The following is a 17,690-nucleotide window of genomic DNA, read 5'->3' as shown; positions in this document are numbered from 1 at the left end:
CGCCAGGGCGGCCCCATGAACAAGGTCATCTTCCTGTTCCTGCGGCGCATGCGCACCCCGTTGCTGGTGCTGATCGGGGCGTATACGGTGTCCGGTGTCGGTCTGTTGCTGATCCCGGGAGTGGACGACCAGGGCGAACCCTGGCGCATGAGCATCTTTCACGCCTTCTACTTTCTCAGCTATACCGCCACCACCACCGGTTTTGGCGAGGTGCCCTACGCCTTCACCGATGCCCAGCGGATGTGGGTCACCTTCAGCATCTATCTCACCATCGTCGCCTGGCTCTATGCCATCGGCAAGATCCTCACCCTGATCCAGGATCCAGCCTTCAAGCAGGCCCTCGGTTCCCAGGCCCTCGACCGCGCCGTGCGGCGCATGAAGGATCCGTTCTACATCGTCTGCGGTCATGGAGACACCGGCTCCATGCTGGTGCGGGCCATGGTGCAGCGGGGGCGTCATGCGGTGGTGATCGACTACGACCCGGATCGCATCAATGACCTGGAACTGGCGGACCTGACCCTGCATGTGCCGGGGCTGTTGGGGGATGCCAGCGTCTCGCGGCATCTCAAGGCCGCGGGGCTCCTGCATCCCCTGTGCCGGGGTGTGGTGGCCCTGACCGACGACGAGGAAGCCAATCTCAAGATCGCCATCACCAGCAAGCTGCTCAACCCGGAGTTGCCGGTGATCTGCCGCGCCCATACCCGGTCCACCGAGGACAACATGGCCTCCTTTGGCACCGATCACATCATCAACCCCTTCGATGCCTTTGGGGAGCGTCTTGGACTGGCCCTGCGCTCGCCCGGGCTGTATCTGTTGCGGGAATGGCTGACCAGCGTGCCCGGGTCTCCCCTGCAGGAGCCGGTGCATCCGCCGAAGGGTACCTGGATCCTGGTGGGGTTCGGGCGCTTCGGCAAGGCGGTGCGGCGGGCCATGGTGGCGCAAGGGCTGAGCACGGTGGTGATCGAGATCGACCCGTCCCGGGCCGGATGCGATGGCCCCTGCGTGGAGGGGCGCGGCACCGAGGCGGACACCCTGCGCCTGGCGGGGATCGATCAGGCCGTGGGGCTGGTGGCCGGGACGGAGCAGGACACCAACAATCTTTCCGTGATCATGACGGCCCGGGATCTGAAGGCGGACCTGTTTATGGTCGCCCGCCAGAATCATTGCGACAATCAGGACCTGTTCGACGCGGCACGGCCGGCTCTGGTCATGCGCTCCAGCGAGATGATCGTGGAGTCCATCCTGGCCCACCTGGGCAATCCCCTGCTGGCCCGCTTTCTGGAACTGAGCCTGGGCCGGGGCGAGGCCTGGGCCAATGAACTCCTCAGCCGGATCAGCGGGGTGACGGACGAGCGGGTGCCCGAAGTCTGGCGGGTACACGTGACGGCCAGGGGGGCGCCTGCACTGCATGCCCTGATCCGGGAAGGCCATCCGGTCACCCTGGGGCGGCTGCTGGAGGCCGGTCAGGCCCGCTACGCGATTCTCAACTGCGTGCCCCTGATGCTTTGCCGGGAGGGAGAAGAGAGGCTGACGCCCTCGGAGGACACCCTCATCGAACAGGGCGACCGGCTCCTGCTCTGCGGCCGCCCCCGCGCCGCGGATTATCTACATCATCTGCTGCGGGATCAGCAGGCCCTGCGCTATCTTGTGACCGGTGACAATCGCCCGGACGGCTGGATCTGGCGTATGCTGGGCATGGGACGTCCCGAGCCGGCGGCAGGCCCGGATCGGGATCGCTGACGGCAGGGATTTTCAGGTTTTTTCGAGGTGTGAGATGGCGTCTAATTCATCCTCCAGACAACGTCTGGATCAGATCGTGGCCAACAGCCACAAGGAACAGGCGGCGCGGGAGCAGGGTTACCGGGCCAAGGCCCTGAAGATGTATCCCTGGGTCTGCGGACGTTGCGGGCGTACCTTCGATCACGGCAATGTCCGTGAACTGACGGTGCATCATCGGGATCACAATCACGACAACAATCCCCAGGATGGTTCCAACTGGGAACTGCTGTGCGTGTACTGCCACGACAACGAGCATCAGCGCCTGACCGAGGCCATGTCCGGTCATGGGGGCGGGGCGGGTGCCGGCGGCACGGGCAAGGAAGCCACCCATAACCCCTTCGCGGCCCTGGGGGATCTGCTCAAGGGCAAGGACTGAGGCACGCCCACCGGTTGACCGGGTGCGGTTCCCGGCGTAGTTTTTCAGACCATGGGGCGTGGCCCGCACCCGTGGCCCCCCAAGACCGGAGGACATACCGTGGAAGCCTCGACGTTCAAGATGTTTGAAGGCCTGCTGATCATCGGCGCGGTGGTGGCGTTTGCCATCTGGCAATTTGGCTCCCTGCGTCGGGATCGGGAGGAGCGGGACCGCCGCCGGGCCGAGGAACAGAAGACATCCGACAACCAAAAACAGGACTGACGGGGAAGCGTCCTGTCGGACCACTGACTGATCGAATGGAGAAGGCATGAAAATCCTCATCACCGGGGGCACTGGCTTTGTGGGGTCCCATCTGATCAGACGCCTGGTTTCCCAGGACTACGAATGTGTGGTGCTGACCCGCAATGTGTCCGGCGCCCGGCGCAGGCTCGGCACCGCCGGCTGTCGGTTCGTCCAGTGGGATACCCGTTCTCCCATACCCGAGGAGGCCTTCGAGGGGGTGGACGGGGCGGTGAATCTGGTGGGGGAGAGCCTGGCCAGCCGCCGGTGGAGTCCCGAGCAGAAGAAACGCATCTTCAATTCGCGCATCGAACCCACCCGGCACCTGGTGGAAGGTCTCAACGAACATGCCCCCCAGTGCAAGGTGCTGGTCTCCGCCTCCGCCATCGGCTATTACCCGGTCAACCTGCCGGATCGTCTGACCGAGGACAGCGAGCCCGGTGACGGATTCCTGCCGGATATCTGCCGTCAGTGGGAAGAGGAGGCCGGCCATCTCAACCCCCGCAGTCGTGTGGTGATCCTGCGCTTTGGCGTGGTGCTGGGGCGGGACGGCGGCGTGATCGCGAAACTGCTGCCGGTCTTCAAGATGGGACTGGGCGGCCCCGTTTCCGATGGCAGTCAGATCATGAGTTGGGTTCATCTGGAGGATGTGGTCGGTGTCATCACCCGTGCCCTGACCGATGACGCCATGTTCGGTGTCTACAATACGGTGGCGCCGGAGCCGGTGAGCAACCGGGAGTTCTCCAAGTCCCTGGGCCATGCCCTGGGTCGCCCCGCGGTGGTGGCGGCACCGGCCTTCATGCTGCGCACGGCCCTGGGCGAGATGTCCACGGTGGTGCTGGATTCCCAGACCATCGCCGGCGACAAGTTGCTGGAGGCGGGATACGAGTTCCTGTATCCGGACATCGACAAGGCCATGCACGAGATCGCATCCCGATGATTATCCGCCATTGGGACCCCATGGCAGTCCTGATCCTGGGACTGCCCATTGTCGCGTTGGTGGTCTACGGCAGCTTCTTCGTCCGGGAGTTTGTCGGCGGGCATGTGCCGCCCCTGGCCAGTCTGGCCGTGCTGCTGGTGCTGGTGGGCATGTTGATCACCTCCCTGTGGCGGTTGTCACCGGTGTCCGTCTATCGTTTCCAGCACTCGCCGGCCAGGGTCGATATCCAGCACTGGCGGCCCTTCGGGCGCAGCCAGTATCTGGAGCATGAGTTGGCCAGTGTGGAGCGCATCAGCATCGAGCGTTACCCCTTCAATCGGGGCCATCGCTATGTGGTCTGCCTGAACCTGCGGGATGGGCGCAAGGTCATCAACGGCATGCCCGACGCGGCATCGCCGCAACCCATCTACGATTTCGCGGTGCGGGTGGCGAGGTTCTACGGGCTGGCGGAAGGTCCGCCGCCGGATGCGCCGTAGCCAGGTCCCCCAACCCCTCTCCCAAAGGAGGGAGAGGGGCGTTTCGAGCGCTGCCGGGTGACTGTCAGCCTGCCACGACGGGGATCTTGCCGATGCGGCCGCGCCATTCCTTGGGTCCGGTCTCGTGCACCGAGGTGCCCCGGCTGTCCACCGCCACGGTCACGGGCATGTCCTTGACCTCGAACTCGTAGATGGCCTCCATACCCAGGTCCTCGAAGGCCACCACGCGGGAGGCCTGGATGGCCTTGGAAACCAGGTAGGCGGCACCCCCCACGGCCATGAGATAGACCGCCTGGTTATCCTTGATGGCCTCAATGGCCGCCGGACCCCGTTCCGCCTTGCCCACCATGCCCAGCAGGCCGGTCTGTTCCAGCATCTGGCGGGTGAACTTGTCCATGCGGGTGGCGGTGGTGGGGCCGGCCGGTCCCATGACCTCATCCCGGACCGGGTCCACCGGACCCACGTAGTAGATGAAGCGGTTGGCAAAATCCACCGGCAGGGGTTTGCCCTCGTCCAGCATCTGGGTGAGCCGCTTGTGGGCCGCATCCCGGCCGGTGAGCAGGCGGCCATTGAGCAGCAGCACGTCGCCCGGCTGCCAGCCGGCCACGTCTTCCCGGGTGATGGTGTCCAGGTTCACCTGCTTGCCCTTGGAGGCGTCGTACTCCAGTTGCGGCCAGTCTTCCAGGGAGGGCGGCGTCAGGACGGCGGGGCCGCTGCCGTCCAGGTGGAAATGCACATGGCGGGTGGCGGCGCAGTTGGGGATCATGGCCACGGGCAGGGAGGCCGCATGGGTGGGGTAATCCAGGATCTTCACGTCCAGCACCGTGGTCAGGCCGCCCAGCCCCTGAGCGCCGATGCCCAGGGCGTTGACCTTCTCGTACAGTTCCAGGCGAAGTTCTTCCACCCGGTTTTGCGGGCCGCGGGCGATCAGTTCATGGATGTCCACCGGGGCCATGAGGGATTCCTTGGCCAGCAGCATGGCCTTTTCCGGTGTGCCGCCGATGCCCAGTCCCAGAATGCCCGGCGGGCACCAGCCGGCGCCCATGGTGGGCACGGTCTTGAGCACCCAGTCGACGATGGAGTCGGAGGGGTTGAGCATGGCCAGCTTGGACTTGTTCTCGGAACCGCCGCCCTTGGCGGCGCAGATCACTTCCACGTGATCTCCCGGCACGATCTCCATGTGCACCACCGCCGGGGTGTTGTCGCGGGAGTTCCGGCGGTCACCGGCCGGGTCCAGCAGCACCGAGGCCCGCAGGGTGTTGTCCGGGTGCTGGTAGGCCCGTCTGACCCCTTCGTCCACCATGGCCTGCAGGCTCATGTCCGCCTCCCAGCGCACGTCCATGCCTACCTTGAGGAAGACCAGGGCGATGCCGGTGTCCTGACAGATCGGGCGATGACCTTCGGCGCACATGCGGGAGTTGATCAGGATCTGGGCCATGGCATCCCGGGCCGCGGGGGATGCCTCGCGCTCGTAGGCGGCGGTCAGGGCCTGGATGTAGTCCTGGGGATGGTAGTAGCTGATGAACTGGAAGGCATCGGCGATGCTCTGGATCAGGTCTTCCTGGCGGATGACGGACATGGAGAACTCCGGCAAGTGTCTGCGTTGAGCCGCGCATCTTATCCCGATGCGGTCCGCGCGTCATGTCTTGCCGCCGGATGAAACGCGCCGGCTGTCCTGATGCGGCGCGACATGGGACTTGAGCGTGTCCAATTCGCCCCCATCTCCTGTATTGTGTGAACATCAATGTACGACACCCCCATTTCTAAGGATCCCTGACGACCTCCATGTGCGGCATCTGCGGCGAACTGAATTTCAACGAATCCCTCCCCGATCTTGAGTCCATCCGGCGCATGCTGGATCGGTTGCGTCGCCGTGGTCCGGATCACGAAGGCAGTTATTCCGACGGCCCCCTGGCCATGGGGCATCGCCGCCTGTCCATCCTGGATCTGTCCGACCGGGCCAACCAGCCCATGCTGGACCCCGAACTGGGGCTGGCGGTGGTGTTCAACGGCACGATCTACAACTTCCGCGAACTGCGCCGTGAACTGGAGGATCGCTACCGGTTCTTTTCCAGCGGCGACACCGAGGTCATCCTCAAGGCCTACCATGCCTGGGGCGAGGACTGCGTCAAGCGCTTTCACGGCATGTTTGCCTTTGCGGTCTGGGATCTGCGTCGGCGGCGCCTGTTCATGGCCCGGGACCGCATGGGCATCAAGCCCCTTTACTACAGTCACACCGACCGGCGTCTGCGCTTTGCCTCCAACATCCAGGCCTTGCTGGCCGCGGGAGAGGTGGATACGGACATCGATCCGGTGGCCCTGCATCATCACTTCACCCTGCATGCGGTGGTGCCCGCCCCCCGCACCCTGTTCAAGGGCGTGAGAAAGCTGCAGCCCGGTCATACCCTCACCGTGGAGCAGGACGGCCGTACCCGGCTGCAACGCTACTGGCAGCTGGAGGCCACCCGCCCCGACCGGGAGCTGACTCCGGAGGCATGGACCGAGGCCGTGCATGATGCCCTGCGGCGCTCGGTCAAGCGGCGTCTGGAGATTTCCGACGTGCCGGTGGGGGTGCTGCTCTCCGGCGGCCTGGATTCCAGTCTGCTGGTGGCCCTATTGGCGGAGTCGGGGGCGACGGGACTGAAGACCTTCACCGTGGGATTCGAGGATCAGCCCGAGGAGAAGGGCAGTGAATTCGAGTTTTCCGACCCGGTGGCCGAGCGCTATGCCACCGATCATCACCGCTTCCATGTGCCCAATGACCAGGTTCTGGCCCGTCTGCCCGAGGCGGTGGACCAGATGGCCGAGCCCATGGTGGGGCAGGATGCGGTGGCCTTCTACCTGCTGTCGGAGCAGGTCTCCCGGCACGTGAAGGTGGTGCAGTCGGGGCAGGGGGCCGATGAGGTCTTTGCCGGGTATTTCTGGTATCCGCGCATGGCGGCGGAGACGGAAGGGACCCTGGTGGAACGCTTCCGTCGGCACTATTTCGATCGCGACCAGCCCGAGTTTGCCCGCATGGTGAATCCGGCCCTGGTGGGAGAGGATCATACGGCCCTGCTGATCGAGGCGGCCCTGAACGAGCCGGGCGCGGACACCTTCCTGGATGCGGTGCTGCGTCTGGACGTCACCACTCTGGTGGTGGATGATCCGGTCAAGCGGGTGGACAACATGACCATGGCCTGGGGGCTGGAGGCCCGGGTGCCGTTCCTGGATCATGAACTGGTGGAGCTGGCGGCCCGCATGCCGCCGGCGCTGAAGCTGGCCCAGGGTGGCAAGGGCGTGCTCAAGCAAATGGCCCGGGGCTTGTTGCCGGATGCGGTCATCGACCGTCCCAAGGGGTATTTCCCGTTACCGGCCCTCAAGTACGTGCGTGGGGAGTTTCTGGACTTCATGCGCGACATCCTGGATTCCCGGGCTTGCCGTGAGCGGGGACTGTATCAGCGGGAGTATGTGGAAACCCTGCTCAAGGCCCCGGAGCAGCATCTGACCCGCATCCAGGGCAGCAAGCTCTGGCATCTGGCCCTGCTGGAATTCTGGTTGCAGCGCCAGGGGATCCACGCCGGCTAGGCGCCGGCGCCCGGGAACAAACCAACGGAATTTGCCCCGGCTGGGGCTTTTCATCAACACGAGGTCAAACGAAGTGGACGCTCTGGATCGTATCAGGCAGCAGGTGGAGGAAAACCCCGTCATCATTTACATGAAGGGGACGCCCCAGTTCCCCATGTGCGGTTTCTCCAATCGGGCCGCCACCGCGCTCAAGGCCTGCGGGGCACCCTTTGCCTATGTGAATGTCCTGGCGGATCAGGAGATCATGCAGGCGCTGCCCGGCTTTGCCGACTGGCCCACGTTTCCGCAGATCTACATCAAGGGTGAGCTGATCGGCGGCTGCGACATCACCCTGGAGATGTTCGAGTCCGGTGAACTGCAACAGATGGTCAAGGAAGCCGCCGGGGAGGCGTGATAGGCGGCGCCGGTCAGGTCACCACCACCCGGGTGCCGCTCTGACCCCGGGCCTGATCCAGGTTGCTCCGGGTCTGCTTCATCAGTTCCCGGATGGTCATCAGCGGCTGATCCGACTGATGAAAGTGGGCACCGATGGACACCAGGACCGGTACCGCCCCTTCGGAGGTCTGGATACCGTCCCGGGTGATGCTGGTCAGCACCCGCTTGAACAGATCCCGATTGAAATCCCGGGGAGAATGCACATGCATCAGCAAGGCAAACTCCTCCTCGCCGACCCTGGCCACCAGGTCCGTGGGGCGAACCGCCAGACGCAGACGCTTGGCAAAGCCCAGCAGCACCTCCGAACTCAGATCCTCAAAAGGTGATACCTGCGCCTCGTCCTGCTGATCCAGGCTGACCAGGGCCAGGCAGAACCCTCCGCCCCGGGCCTGGGTTTCCAGCACCAGTGCCTCCAGGCGCTGATTCAGGGCTCGCTGGTTGGCCAGGCCGGTGATGAGATCCGTGGTGGATTGGTGCTCCAGCAGCCGGTTGGCCGTTTCCAGCGCTGCGGAAGTTTCCATCAGGCGATTCTGCAGCATGGCAATCCGCCCGGCGGCATAGATGCGTGCCGCCAGTTGGACATCCTGGATCGGTTTGGTGAGAAAGTCGTCGGCACCCTCATGGAAGGCCTGCAACATGGCCTTGTCCTCATCCTTGGATGTGAACAGGATGATGGAGGTGTAGCGTCCGGCCTCCTCATCCTGCCGGCGAATGGCCGCCGCCAGCTCCAGGCCGTTCATCTCCGGCATGACCCAGTCCGCGATCACCACGTCCGCCCGTCTCAGGGTGAGTGCGTCCAGCGCTTCCGCGGCGGATCCCGCCAGCCTGACATCGTCATAGCCGATGCGCTCCAGGGTATTCTTGAGCACGGTCCGGCTGTACTGCATGTCGTCAACGACCAGAATGGACAGCGGCGGCGGCATCTGAAGTTCTCGCTGTGGATCCATGATTCTCTTATAAGGAACTCACAAGGCCTTGTCCATGGCGGACGCCTCCAGCGGCAGTATCTGCCGGTTCCACCGGTTCATCACATCGCAGAAGATGTCGGCCGTCTTTTCCGCGTCGTAGGTGGCGGAATGGGCTTCCGAGTTGTCCCAGGGCAGGCCGGCCTCCTTCACCGCCTTGGCCAGCACGGTCTGGCCGTAGGCCAGTGCCGACAGGGTGACGGTGTCCAGGTTGCTGAAGGGGTGAAAGGGGTTTCGCTTCACCTGGGCCCGCTCCGCGGTGGCGTTGACGAAGGCCAGGTCGAAGCCGGCGTTGTGCCCCACCAGGATGGCCCGGGTACAGTGATTGCGCTTGATGTCCTGGCGGACCTCACGAAACACCCGTTGCAGGGCCTCGTCCTCGGGCAGGGCGATACGCAGGGGGTGCCAGGGATTGATCCCGTTCACTTCCAGGGACTTGGGATCCATGTTGGCCCCCTCGAAGGGCTGGACATGGCAGGACAGGGTCCGGTCCCGCTGGATGAAGCCGTCCTTGTCCATGCGCAGGAACACGGCCGCGATCTGCAGCAGGGCGTCGGTTTTGGGATTGAAGCCGCCGGTTTCAACATCCACCACCACGGGCAGAAAACCACGGAAACGATTGCCCATGGGGCGGAAGTTCAGTTCGTCTGTCATGGCGCTAGACTACCAGCTTCCAGTCCAGCGTGCCGCCGGCCCGCATGGGCACGACCGTGGCGTCCGCGAAGGGGTAGGCCTCCGGCACCGTCCAGGTTTCCCGCCGCAGGGTGATGACGTCATCGTTCACCGGCAGGCCATGGAAGGCGGGGCCGAACAGGCTGGCAAACCCTTCCAGCTTGTCCAGGGCGCCGGCCTGCTCGAAGGCCTCGGCATAGAGTTCGATGGCAGCCGGGGCGCTGAAGATGCCGGCGCAGCCGCAGGCGGATTCCTTGGCGCCCTTGGGATGGGGCGCACTGTCGGTACCCAGGAAGAAGCGGGGATGTCCCTCCGCCAGAACCGCCATGATGGCTGCCCGATGGGTTTCGCGCTTGAGCACCGGCAGGCAGTAATGATGGGGCCGCAGACCGCCCTGGAACAAGGCATTGCGGTTCATGAGGATGTGCTGGGGGGTGACCGTGGCGGCCACGCGGTCCGGTGCCTGGCGCACGAACGCCACCGCCTGGGCCGTGGTGATGTGTTCAAGGACCACCTTCAGGCCCTGGAAGCGTTCCACCAGTGGCGCCAGCACCTGATCGATGAACACCGCTTCCCGATCGAACACGTCCACGCCCGGGTCCGTGGCCTCGCCATGGATCATCAGCGGCAGCCCCAGATCCTGCATCGCCTGAAGGGTGGGGTAGGTGTGGCGGATATCGGTCACGCCGGCATCGGAATGGGTGGTGGCACCGGCCGGATACAGCTTCACACCGAAGATGATCCCGCTGTCCACCGCCTTTTTGATCTCTTCCGGCGAGGTCTTGTCGGTGAGGTAAATTGTCATCAATGGTTCGAATGACATCCCCGCCGGCACGGCATCGAGAATACGCCGGCGATAGGCGATGGCCTGCTCCACATTCACGATCGGCGGCTTGAGATTGGGCATGATGATGGCGCGGCCGAAACATCTGGCCGTATGCGGCACTGCACTATCAAGGGCGCTCCCGTCCCGCACATGCAAATGCCAGTCATCGGGGCGTCTGATACGCAGTTCCTGGATTGTCGTCATTGTGTCGCTGTTTCCTGTTTTTATTGCAGAAATGTGTTGCAGTGAAGCATGAAAAGCGGTGTTCCGATTCCTTGACCTGCCGGCATAAAAGCTAGAACATGATTGAACGAACGGCACGGTCCGACGATGAATTTACCGCTCGATGTGAACCGAATTGCCGCGTTTCAGGTCGAGATTTGATATGGACATAAAAATAATAAAAGTCCGGTCCGAATGATATCAGCAAGCACCCCGTTTTGTCTGAACCACACCCCCATGGGGTGCGCCCGCGCGCGCCCGTCACGCAGGGGGACTGGATGGAGAAAAAGTGATGACCGCGCAGCAGCAACTCCAGGATCTGGATACTCAGGAAACCCATGAATGGCTCGATGCCCTGGAAGCGGTGATCCAGGCCGATGGCCCGGAACGGGCCCATTACCTGCTGGAACGTCTGGTGGACCAGGCCAGGCGCTCCGGCGCCTTCCTGCCGTATTCCGCCAATACCGCCTACGTGAATACCATTCCGCCCCATCTGGAACCGGAATTTCCCGGTGACGCGGAGCTGGAGCATCGGATCCGTTCCTACATCCGCTGGAATGCCCTGATGATGGTGGTCAAGGCCAATCGTATCAGCACCGAGCTGGGTGGGCATATCGCCAGTTTCGCTTCCGCCGCCACCCTCTATGACGTGGGCTTCAATCACTTCTGGCGCGCCCCTTCCCATGAGCATGGCGGTGATCTGCTGTTCGTCCAGGGTCATTCCGCCCCCGGCATCTATGCCCGTTCCTACCTGGAAGGGCGCCTGACCGAAGCCCAGCTGGACCGCTTCCGTCAGGAAGTGGGCGGCGGCGGACTGTCGTCCTATCCCCACCCCTGGCTGATGCCCGATTACTGGCAGTTTCCCACCGTCAGCATGGGGCTTGGCCCCATCGCCGCCATCATGCAGGCCCGCTTCATGAAGTACATGAACGACCGCGAACTGGCCAGCAGTCGGGATCGCAAGGTCTGGTGCTTCATCGGCGACGGCGAGACCGACGAACCCGAAACCCTGGGCGCCATCTCCCTGGCGGCCCGGGAAAGGCTGGACAACCTGATCTTCGTGGTCAACTGCAACCTGCAGCGTCTGGACGGGCCGGTGCGGGGCAACGGCAAGATCGTGCAGGAACTGGAGGCCGTGTTCCGGGGCGCCGGATGGAATGTCATCAAGGTCCTCTGGGGCAGCTACTGGGATCCGTTGCTGGCCAAGGACACCAAGGGCCTGCTCAAGCAGCGCATGATGGAGGCCGTGGACGGGGATTATCAGAACTACAAGGCCAAGGACGGTGCCTATGTGCGGGAGCATTTCTTCGGCAAATATCCCGAACTCAAGGCCATGGTGGCCAACATGTCCGATGACGACGTCTGGCGTCTGAACCGGGGTGGGCATGATCCCTTCAAGGTCTTCGCCGCCTACCACGCGGCGGTCAACCACGTCGGCCAGCCCACCGTGATCCTGGCCCAGACCGTGAAAGGCTACGGCATGGGGTCCGCCGGCGAGGGGCAGATGCGCGCCCATCAGCAGAAGAAGCTGGGCATGGACGAACTCAAGACTTTCCGCAGCCGCTTCAGCATCCCCCTCACCGATGAACAGGTGGAACGGATGGAGTACATCAAGCCACCGGAGGATGCCCCGGAAATGCGCTACATGCATGAACGGCGCAAGGCCCTGGGCGGCTTTCTGCCGGTGCGCAAGTCCTCGGTGGCGCCCCTGGAGATCCCGGATCTCTCCCTGTTCGACGCCGCCATGGAGTCCTCCGGAGAGCGCGAGCTGTCCACCACCATGGCGCTGGTGCGCATGCTCACCCAGCTGATCCGGGACAAGAAGATCGGCCATCACATCGTCCCCATCGTGCCGGACGAGGCCCGCACCTTCGGCATGGAAGGGCTGTTCCGGCAGTTGGGGATCTACTCCTCCGTGGGGCAGCTCTATACGCCCCAGGACAAGGACCAGGTGATGTTCTACAGGGAAGACAAGAAGGGGCAGATCCTGGAAGAGGGCATCAACGAGGCCGGCGCCGTGTCCTCCTGGACGGCGGCGGCCACCGCCTACAGTGTCCATGGGGTGAGCATGATCCCCTTCTACATCTTCTATTCCATGTTCGGCTTCCAGCGGGTGGGAGACCTCATCTGGGCCGCGGGCGATATGCAGGCCCGGGGTTTCCTCATGGGGGGGACCGCCGGTCGCACCACCCTCTCGGGCGAGGGGCTGCAGCATCAGGACGGCCATAGCCATCTGATGGCGGCCAACGTGCCCAACTGCATCAGTTACGACCCCACCTTTGCCTATGAGCTGGCGGTGATCCTCCATGACGGCCTGCGCCGCATGTATGTCAACCAGGAAAGTGTTTTCTATTACATCACCGTGATGAACGAGAACTACCCTCAGCCGGCCATGCCGGAAGGGGCACAGGAGGGGATCCGCAAGGGGCTGTACCTGCTCCGGGAAGGAGGATCGGGTGAGCCGAGGGTCCAGCTCCTGGGTTCGGGCACCATCCTGCAGGAGGTGATTGCCGCCGCCGAACTGCTCCTCAACGACTTCGGCGTGGAAGCGGATATCTGGAGTGCCACCAGCTTCAACGAGCTGGCTCGGGACGGCCGTGACACGGAGCGCTGGAACCTGCTGCATCCCGAGGCCGAACCCCGCCGGAGCTGGGTCAGTCAATGCCTGACGGGTCGTCAGGGGCCGGTGGTGGCCTCCACCGATTATGTCAGGGCCTTTGCCGATCAGATCCGGGCCTGGGTCCCGGGACGTTACACGGTGCTGGGCACCGACGGCTTCGGCCGCAGTGACCTGCGTTCCCGGCTGCGCCACCATTTCGAAGTGGATCGCTACTACGTCGCCCTGGCCGCCCTCAAGGCCCTGGCGGATGAAGGCCGTATCCCGGTGGAGCGGGTCAGCGAGGCCATCGCCAAATATGAAATCGACGTGGACAAACCCAATCCCCTGCGCGCCTGAGGCGCCGGGTCGCATCCATTGACATGCATCACCGGCCGGCGCGGCCGTCCCGTTGCCTGCCGCCGCCGGTGAATCCAATTTCTCAAAGGAGTTGCGCCATGGGCAACGTGGTTGAAATCAAGGTCCCCGACATCGGTGACTTCAAGGACGTGGAAATCATCGAGGTGCTGGTGGGAGAGGGGGATACGGTCAAGCTGGAGGATCCGCTGATCACCCTGGAATCGGACAAGGCGTCCATCGACATCCCGGCCCCCCAGGCCGGGACCGTGAAGGGTCTGAAGGTCAAGGTGGGGGATCGGGTCTCCCAGGGGGCGGCCATTCTGGATCTGGAACCGGAAGCGGGGGGTAAGACGCCAACGCCTGACAAGACCCCGGAACCGTCGCCGCAACAGGCAGCCCCCCCCCGGCCGGAAACGGCTCAGGCCCCGGCGCCCGAGCCGGAGAGATCCCGGGAGGCCGTCCGGGACGAAGCCCCGGCATCCACGCCCGGTCCGAGACCTTCCCCCACGGCGGGGATGGTGGACGAGGCGGCCTTTCGCAAGGCCCTGGCCTCTCCGGGGGTGCGCCGGTTCGCCCGCGAACTGGGGGTGGATCTGGGCAAGGTGGAAGGCAAGGGCCGCAAGGGGCGTATTCTCAAGGAGGATGTGCAGGCCTTCGTCAAGCGCACCCTGGCCGCGCCGCCGGCCCTGCCCGGACTGGCACGCCCCCCGGAGATCGATTTCTCCCGGTTCGGCCCGGTCAAAACCCAGGCCCTGACCCGCATCAACCGTCTCACCGGCGAGAATCTGCACCGCAACTGGGTGAACATCCCCCATGTTACCCAGTTCGACGAGGCGGACATCACCGAACTGGATGCCTTCCGCAAGTCCCTGGTGGCGGAGTACAAGGACAAGGACGTGAAGATCACCTTTCTGGTGTTCCTGATGAAGGCCCTGGTCTCGGCCCTGAAGGAGCATCCCAGGGTCAATGCCTCGCTGGATGCCGCCGGGGAAAACCTGATCCTGAAACAGTACTTTCACCTGGGCATCGCCGTGGACACCCCGGATGGTCTGGTGGTCCCGGTGATCCGGGATGTGGATCGCAAGAGCCTGGTGGAACTGGCCAGGGAGGTGGCCGAGGTCTCCGAGAAAGCCCGCAAGCGGCGGCTCAAGCCCGACGACATGCAGGGCGGCTGCATCACCATCACCAGTCTGGGGGGGATCGGCGGTACCCAGTTCACGCCCATCGTCAATGCGCCGGAGGTGGCGATTCTCGCCGTCTCCCGGGCCAGGATGCAGCCGGTATGGGACGGCAAGGCCTTTGTGCCGCGGCTGATCCTGCCGCTGGCCCTGTCCTATGATCACCGGGTCATCGACGGTGCCCTGGGCGCCCGTTTCACCCACTGTCTGAGCGGTCTGCTGTCGGACATGCGGCGCATGCTGCTGTAGCAGCGGCCCGCTCCCACGGGTATTCATGGGCAGTTTGAAACGGCAAAGAAGGAGTGTTGAATTCATGGCTCAGACACGCACCATCCAGGTCCCCGATATCGGCGATTTCAAGGATGTGGAAATCATCGACATCCTCGTCGCCCCGGGCGATACCGTCAAACCCGAAGACCCACTCATCACCCTGGAGTCCGACAAGGCCTCCATCGACATTCCCGCCCCGACGGCGGGGACCATTGGCACACTGCTGGTGAAAAAGGGCGACAAGGTCTCCCAGGGCACGGCCATCCTGGAACTGGAAACCGATACCGCCGAATCCCCCCCACGGGAAGACACCACGGCGCCGGCCGCTGCCGCGCCGCGCCCCGAAACGCCGCCCAGCCGTCCCCGGCCGGTCTCCGAGCCGACCGATGACGCGGACATCCACTGCGGCCTGCTGGTGCTGGGCTCCGGCCCCGGGGGGTATACCGCCGCTTTTCGTGCCGCTGATCTGGGCCTGGACGTGGTCATGGTGGAGCGGTATCCACAGATCGGCGGCGTGTGTCTCAACGTGGGCTGCATCCCCTCCAAGGCCCTGCTCCACGCGGCCCAGGTGATCGACGAGGCGAAGGACTTTGCCCGCCACGGCATCCATTTCGGTACGCCTCGGATCGATCTGCCCGCGCTGGCGGCCTACAAGGACGGCGTGGTGGGCAAGCTCACCGGCGGTCTGCGGCATCTGGCCGGACAGCGCAAGGTCAGGGTGGTGCAGGGCGTGGGACGTTTCACCTCGCCCCATACCCTGACCGTGGCCGTGGATGGCGGCGAACAGCGGATTCGTTTTGAACAGGCCATCATCGCCGTGGGCTCCCGGCCCGTGCATCTGCCCGGATTTCCCTGGGAGGATCCGCGGGTGATGGATTCCACCGGCGCCCTGACGCTTCAGGACATCCCCGATCGTCTGCTGGTGGTGGGGGGCGGCATCATCGGGCTGGAGATGGCCTGCGTCTACGATGCCCTGGGGTCGAAGGTGACGGTCTGCGAGCTGTCCAAGGATCTGATGCCCGGCGCCGACCGGGACCTGGTCAAGCCGCTGGAAAAGCGGCTCAAGGACCGTTACGAGAATATCTTCACCGGTACCCGGGTGGCGCGCGCCCAGGCCGTGGACGAGGGTATCCGGGTCTGGTTCGAGGGCGGCAAGGCCCCGGAACAGGACACCTTCGACCGGGTGCTGGTGGCGGTGGGGCGTCTGCCCAACGGCGGTCGGATCGACGCCGAGGCGGCGGGCATTCAGGTGGACGAACACGGCTTCATCAAGGTGGACCGGCAGATGCGGACCAACGTCGAACACATCTTCGCCGTCGGCGATGTGGTGGGTGGCCCCATGCTGGCACACAAGGCTACCCATGAAGCCAAGGTGGCCGCCGAGGCGGCGGCCGGGAAAAAATCCCACTTCGATGCCCGAGCCATCCCCAGCGTGGCCTATACCCATCCGGAAGTGGCCTGGATGGGGCTGACCGAGACGAAGGCCAAGGCGGAGGGGATCGAGTACACCAAGGCGGTCTTCCCCTGGGCGGCCAGTGGTCGTGCCCTCAGCGTGGGGGGTGAGGCCGGCATGACCAAACTGCTGCTGGATGACCAGCAGCGGGTGATCGGTGCCGGGATCGTCGGCCCCAACGCGGGGGAACTGATTGCCGAGGCCCTGCTGGCACTGGAGATGGGGGCGGACGTGGAGGATCTGGGGCTGACGGTGCATCCCCATCCCACCCTGTCGGAAACCCTCTGCTTTGCGGCGGAGGTGGCCCACGGCTCGATCACCGACATCCTGCCGCCGCGTCGGCGTTGATGGGGCAGGGGGGGAGGTCCTCAACTTCCCCCACCACCTGCCGATAACTCCAGGCATGAACGCCCGTTACGCCATCCTGCTGTTCTGCCTGCTGCCCGCCGCCCTCCAGGCCGCCGACTACGGTCCCCGCATGGAGCAGGCCCAGTGGATCGTGACCCAGGAGCCGGACCTGTGTGAGTTGGCGCAGCCCGTTCCTCGCTACGGCATCGCCCGTTTCCACGCCAGCCCGGGCCGCGCCCTGCGGTTTTACCTGGACCCGCGCATCCCGCTGAATGCGCCCGACGTGGGCCGCCTGTCCCTGCAAGCACCCGACTGGCGCCACGACCTGATTCCCCAGGATCTGGGAGCGGTGCCCGCCATGGCCGGGGATACCTTGCTTCGGCTGGGCCGGGAGGAGGCCCTGGCCCTTTACTACGGCCTGGAAACCGGCCATGAAGTCCTGATCCGGCACCCGGACCCGGGTCGGGGCGCCCGGGACATCCGGGTGACTCTCTCACCCCTGCGTTTTCGGGAAGTCCTGGCGGATTTTCGTGCCTGTCAGGGTGAACTCAGGCGCCTGGATTTCGAGATCCTGGACGACTGGCGCATCCACTTCGATTTTGACGAGTCCCGCATCCGCCCCGATCAACATGGGGAACTGCGGCGGGCCCTGGCGGTGCTCAGGGATAACCCCGACGCCCGGGTGGTCCTTGGAGGGCATGCGGACGAGCGCGGCACCGAGGCCTACAACGACGCCCTGTCCCTGCGCCGGGCACGCGCGGTTCAGGCCTATCTGCGCGGCCAGGGAATTGCCGCCCACCGGATCGAGACGCGCGCCTTCGGCGAGTCATGGCCCCTGGACACGGCATCCACGGAAGCGGCCTGGGCCCTCAATCGCCGGGTGGATATCTGGCTGACCCGGTAAGGGAGCGAGGCTCGCCGGATTCAGTGCCGAGATGACGCCGGACT

General features: G+C 64.6%; 15 protein-coding genes. 11 read left to right on the top strand and 4 right to left on the bottom strand.

Going from position 1 to position 17,690, the window contains the following annotated elements; translation table 11 throughout:
- The first annotated feature begins 15 nt into the window (after nucleotides 1-15).
- The 5 genes from ACLF6L_RS09590 (at nucleotide 16) to ACLF6L_RS09570 (ending at nucleotide 3,850) form a co-directional block, all read left to right on the top strand.
- On the top strand, nucleotides 16-1,740 hold the full coding sequence (locus ACLF6L_RS09590; protein WP_238617946.1) for a potassium channel family protein: 1,725 nt from the start codon (nucleotides 16-18) through the stop codon (nucleotides 1,738-1,740).
- A 34-nt stretch (nucleotides 1,741-1,774) separates the two neighbouring features.
- The gene (locus ACLF6L_RS09585; RefSeq protein WP_008932875.1) at nucleotides 1,775-2,155 is read left to right on the top strand and encodes a YajD family HNH nuclease; all 381 of its coding nucleotides are present in this window, start codon (nucleotides 1,775-1,777) and stop codon (nucleotides 2,153-2,155) included.
- A 99-nt stretch (nucleotides 2,156-2,254) separates the two neighbouring features.
- Complete coding sequence (locus tag ACLF6L_RS09580; RefSeq protein ID WP_200175264.1) at nucleotides 2,255-2,416, top strand: hypothetical protein; 162 nt, start codon at nucleotides 2,255-2,257, stop codon at nucleotides 2,414-2,416.
- A gap of 46 nt (nucleotides 2,417-2,462) precedes the next feature.
- On the top strand, nucleotides 2,463-3,374 hold the full coding sequence (locus ACLF6L_RS09575; protein WP_412851554.1) for a TIGR01777 family oxidoreductase: 912 nt from the start codon (nucleotides 2,463-2,465) through the stop codon (nucleotides 3,372-3,374).
- A 20-nt stretch (nucleotides 3,375-3,394) separates the two neighbouring features.
- Nucleotides 3,395-3,850 (top strand): hypothetical protein, encoded by a 456-nt coding sequence (locus tag ACLF6L_RS09570; protein WP_238617944.1) that lies wholly within the window; start codon nucleotides 3,395-3,397, stop codon nucleotides 3,848-3,850.
- Nucleotides 3,851-3,914: 64 nt separating this feature from the next.
- Here the strand turns inward: ACLF6L_RS09570 and ACLF6L_RS09565 are convergent, their stop codons facing one another.
- Complete coding sequence (locus ACLF6L_RS09565) at nucleotides 3,915-5,429, bottom strand: fumarate hydratase (protein WP_412851553.1); 1,515 nt, start codon at nucleotides 5,427-5,429, stop codon at nucleotides 3,915-3,917.
- Nucleotides 5,430-5,635: 206 nt separating this feature from the next.
- Here ACLF6L_RS09565 and ACLF6L_RS09560 point away from each other — a divergent pair, with 206 nt between their 5' ends.
- Nucleotides 5,636-7,417 carry an N-acetylglutaminylglutamine amidotransferase gene (locus ACLF6L_RS09560; protein WP_238617942.1) on the top strand — a complete coding sequence of 594 codons (1,782 nt, stop codon included), beginning with the start codon at nucleotides 5,636-5,638 and terminating at the stop codon, nucleotides 7,415-7,417.
- Between the two features lie 73 nt (nucleotides 7,418-7,490).
- Nucleotides 7,491-7,811: a Grx4 family monothiol glutaredoxin gene (gene grxD / locus ACLF6L_RS09555; RefSeq protein WP_238617941.1), complete on the top strand. Its 321-nt coding sequence runs from the start codon at nucleotides 7,491-7,493 to the stop codon at nucleotides 7,809-7,811.
- Nucleotides 7,812-7,824: 13 nt separating this feature from the next.
- Here the strand turns inward: grxD and ACLF6L_RS09550 are convergent, their stop codons facing one another.
- From ACLF6L_RS09550 to pyrC, 3 genes are read right to left on the bottom strand one after another with little or no spacing between them, the layout of a single operon-like run.
- On the bottom strand, nucleotides 7,825-8,799 hold the full coding sequence (locus ACLF6L_RS09550; protein WP_238617940.1) for a response regulator: 975 nt from the start codon (nucleotides 8,797-8,799) through the stop codon (nucleotides 7,825-7,827).
- Nucleotides 8,800-8,817: 18 nt separating this feature from the next.
- Nucleotides 8,818-9,471, bottom strand: a complete 654-nt coding sequence (gene rnt / locus ACLF6L_RS09545; RefSeq protein ID WP_238617939.1) for a ribonuclease T — start codon at nucleotides 9,469-9,471, stop codon at nucleotides 8,818-8,820.
- 4 nt (nucleotides 9,472-9,475) lie between these two features.
- Nucleotides 9,476-10,519, bottom strand: a complete 1,044-nt coding sequence (gene pyrC / locus ACLF6L_RS09540; protein ID WP_412851552.1) for a dihydroorotase — start codon at nucleotides 10,517-10,519, stop codon at nucleotides 9,476-9,478.
- A gap of 310 nt (nucleotides 10,520-10,829) precedes the next feature.
- On the opposite strand from pyrC, the gene aceE reads away from it, so the two are divergent.
- The 4 genes from aceE to ACLF6L_RS09520 all read left to right on the top strand — a co-directional run bounded on the left by aceE (nucleotide 10,830) and on the right by ACLF6L_RS09520 (nucleotide 17,646).
- Nucleotides 10,830-13,493: a pyruvate dehydrogenase (acetyl-transferring), homodimeric type gene (gene aceE / locus ACLF6L_RS09535; RefSeq protein WP_238617937.1), complete on the top strand. Its 2,664-nt coding sequence runs from the start codon at nucleotides 10,830-10,832 to the stop codon at nucleotides 13,491-13,493.
- 98 nt (nucleotides 13,494-13,591) lie between these two features.
- The gene (gene aceF, locus ACLF6L_RS09530; protein WP_412851551.1) at nucleotides 13,592-14,920 is read left to right on the top strand and encodes a dihydrolipoyllysine-residue acetyltransferase; all 1,329 of its coding nucleotides are present in this window, start codon (nucleotides 13,592-13,594) and stop codon (nucleotides 14,918-14,920) included.
- Nucleotides 14,921-14,984: 64 nt separating this feature from the next.
- Entirely contained in the window at nucleotides 14,985-16,742 is a 1,758-nt protein-coding gene (lpdA, locus tag ACLF6L_RS09525; protein WP_238617935.1) for a dihydrolipoyl dehydrogenase, read from the top strand.
- Between the two features lie 55 nt (nucleotides 16,743-16,797).
- Complete coding sequence (locus tag ACLF6L_RS09520; protein ID WP_238617934.1) at nucleotides 16,798-17,646, top strand: OmpA family protein; 849 nt, start codon at nucleotides 16,798-16,800, stop codon at nucleotides 17,644-17,646.
- Nucleotides 17,647-17,690 lie beyond the last annotated feature (44 nt).

The sequence above is a fragment of the Ectothiorhodospira shaposhnikovii genome (assembly GCF_047222355.1).
GTDB lineage: Bacteria > Pseudomonadota > Gammaproteobacteria > Ectothiorhodospirales > Ectothiorhodospiraceae > Ectothiorhodospira.
The sequence above is the reverse complement of the archived record's forward strand: the minus strand, read 5'-3'. Positions and strand labels throughout refer to the sequence as shown.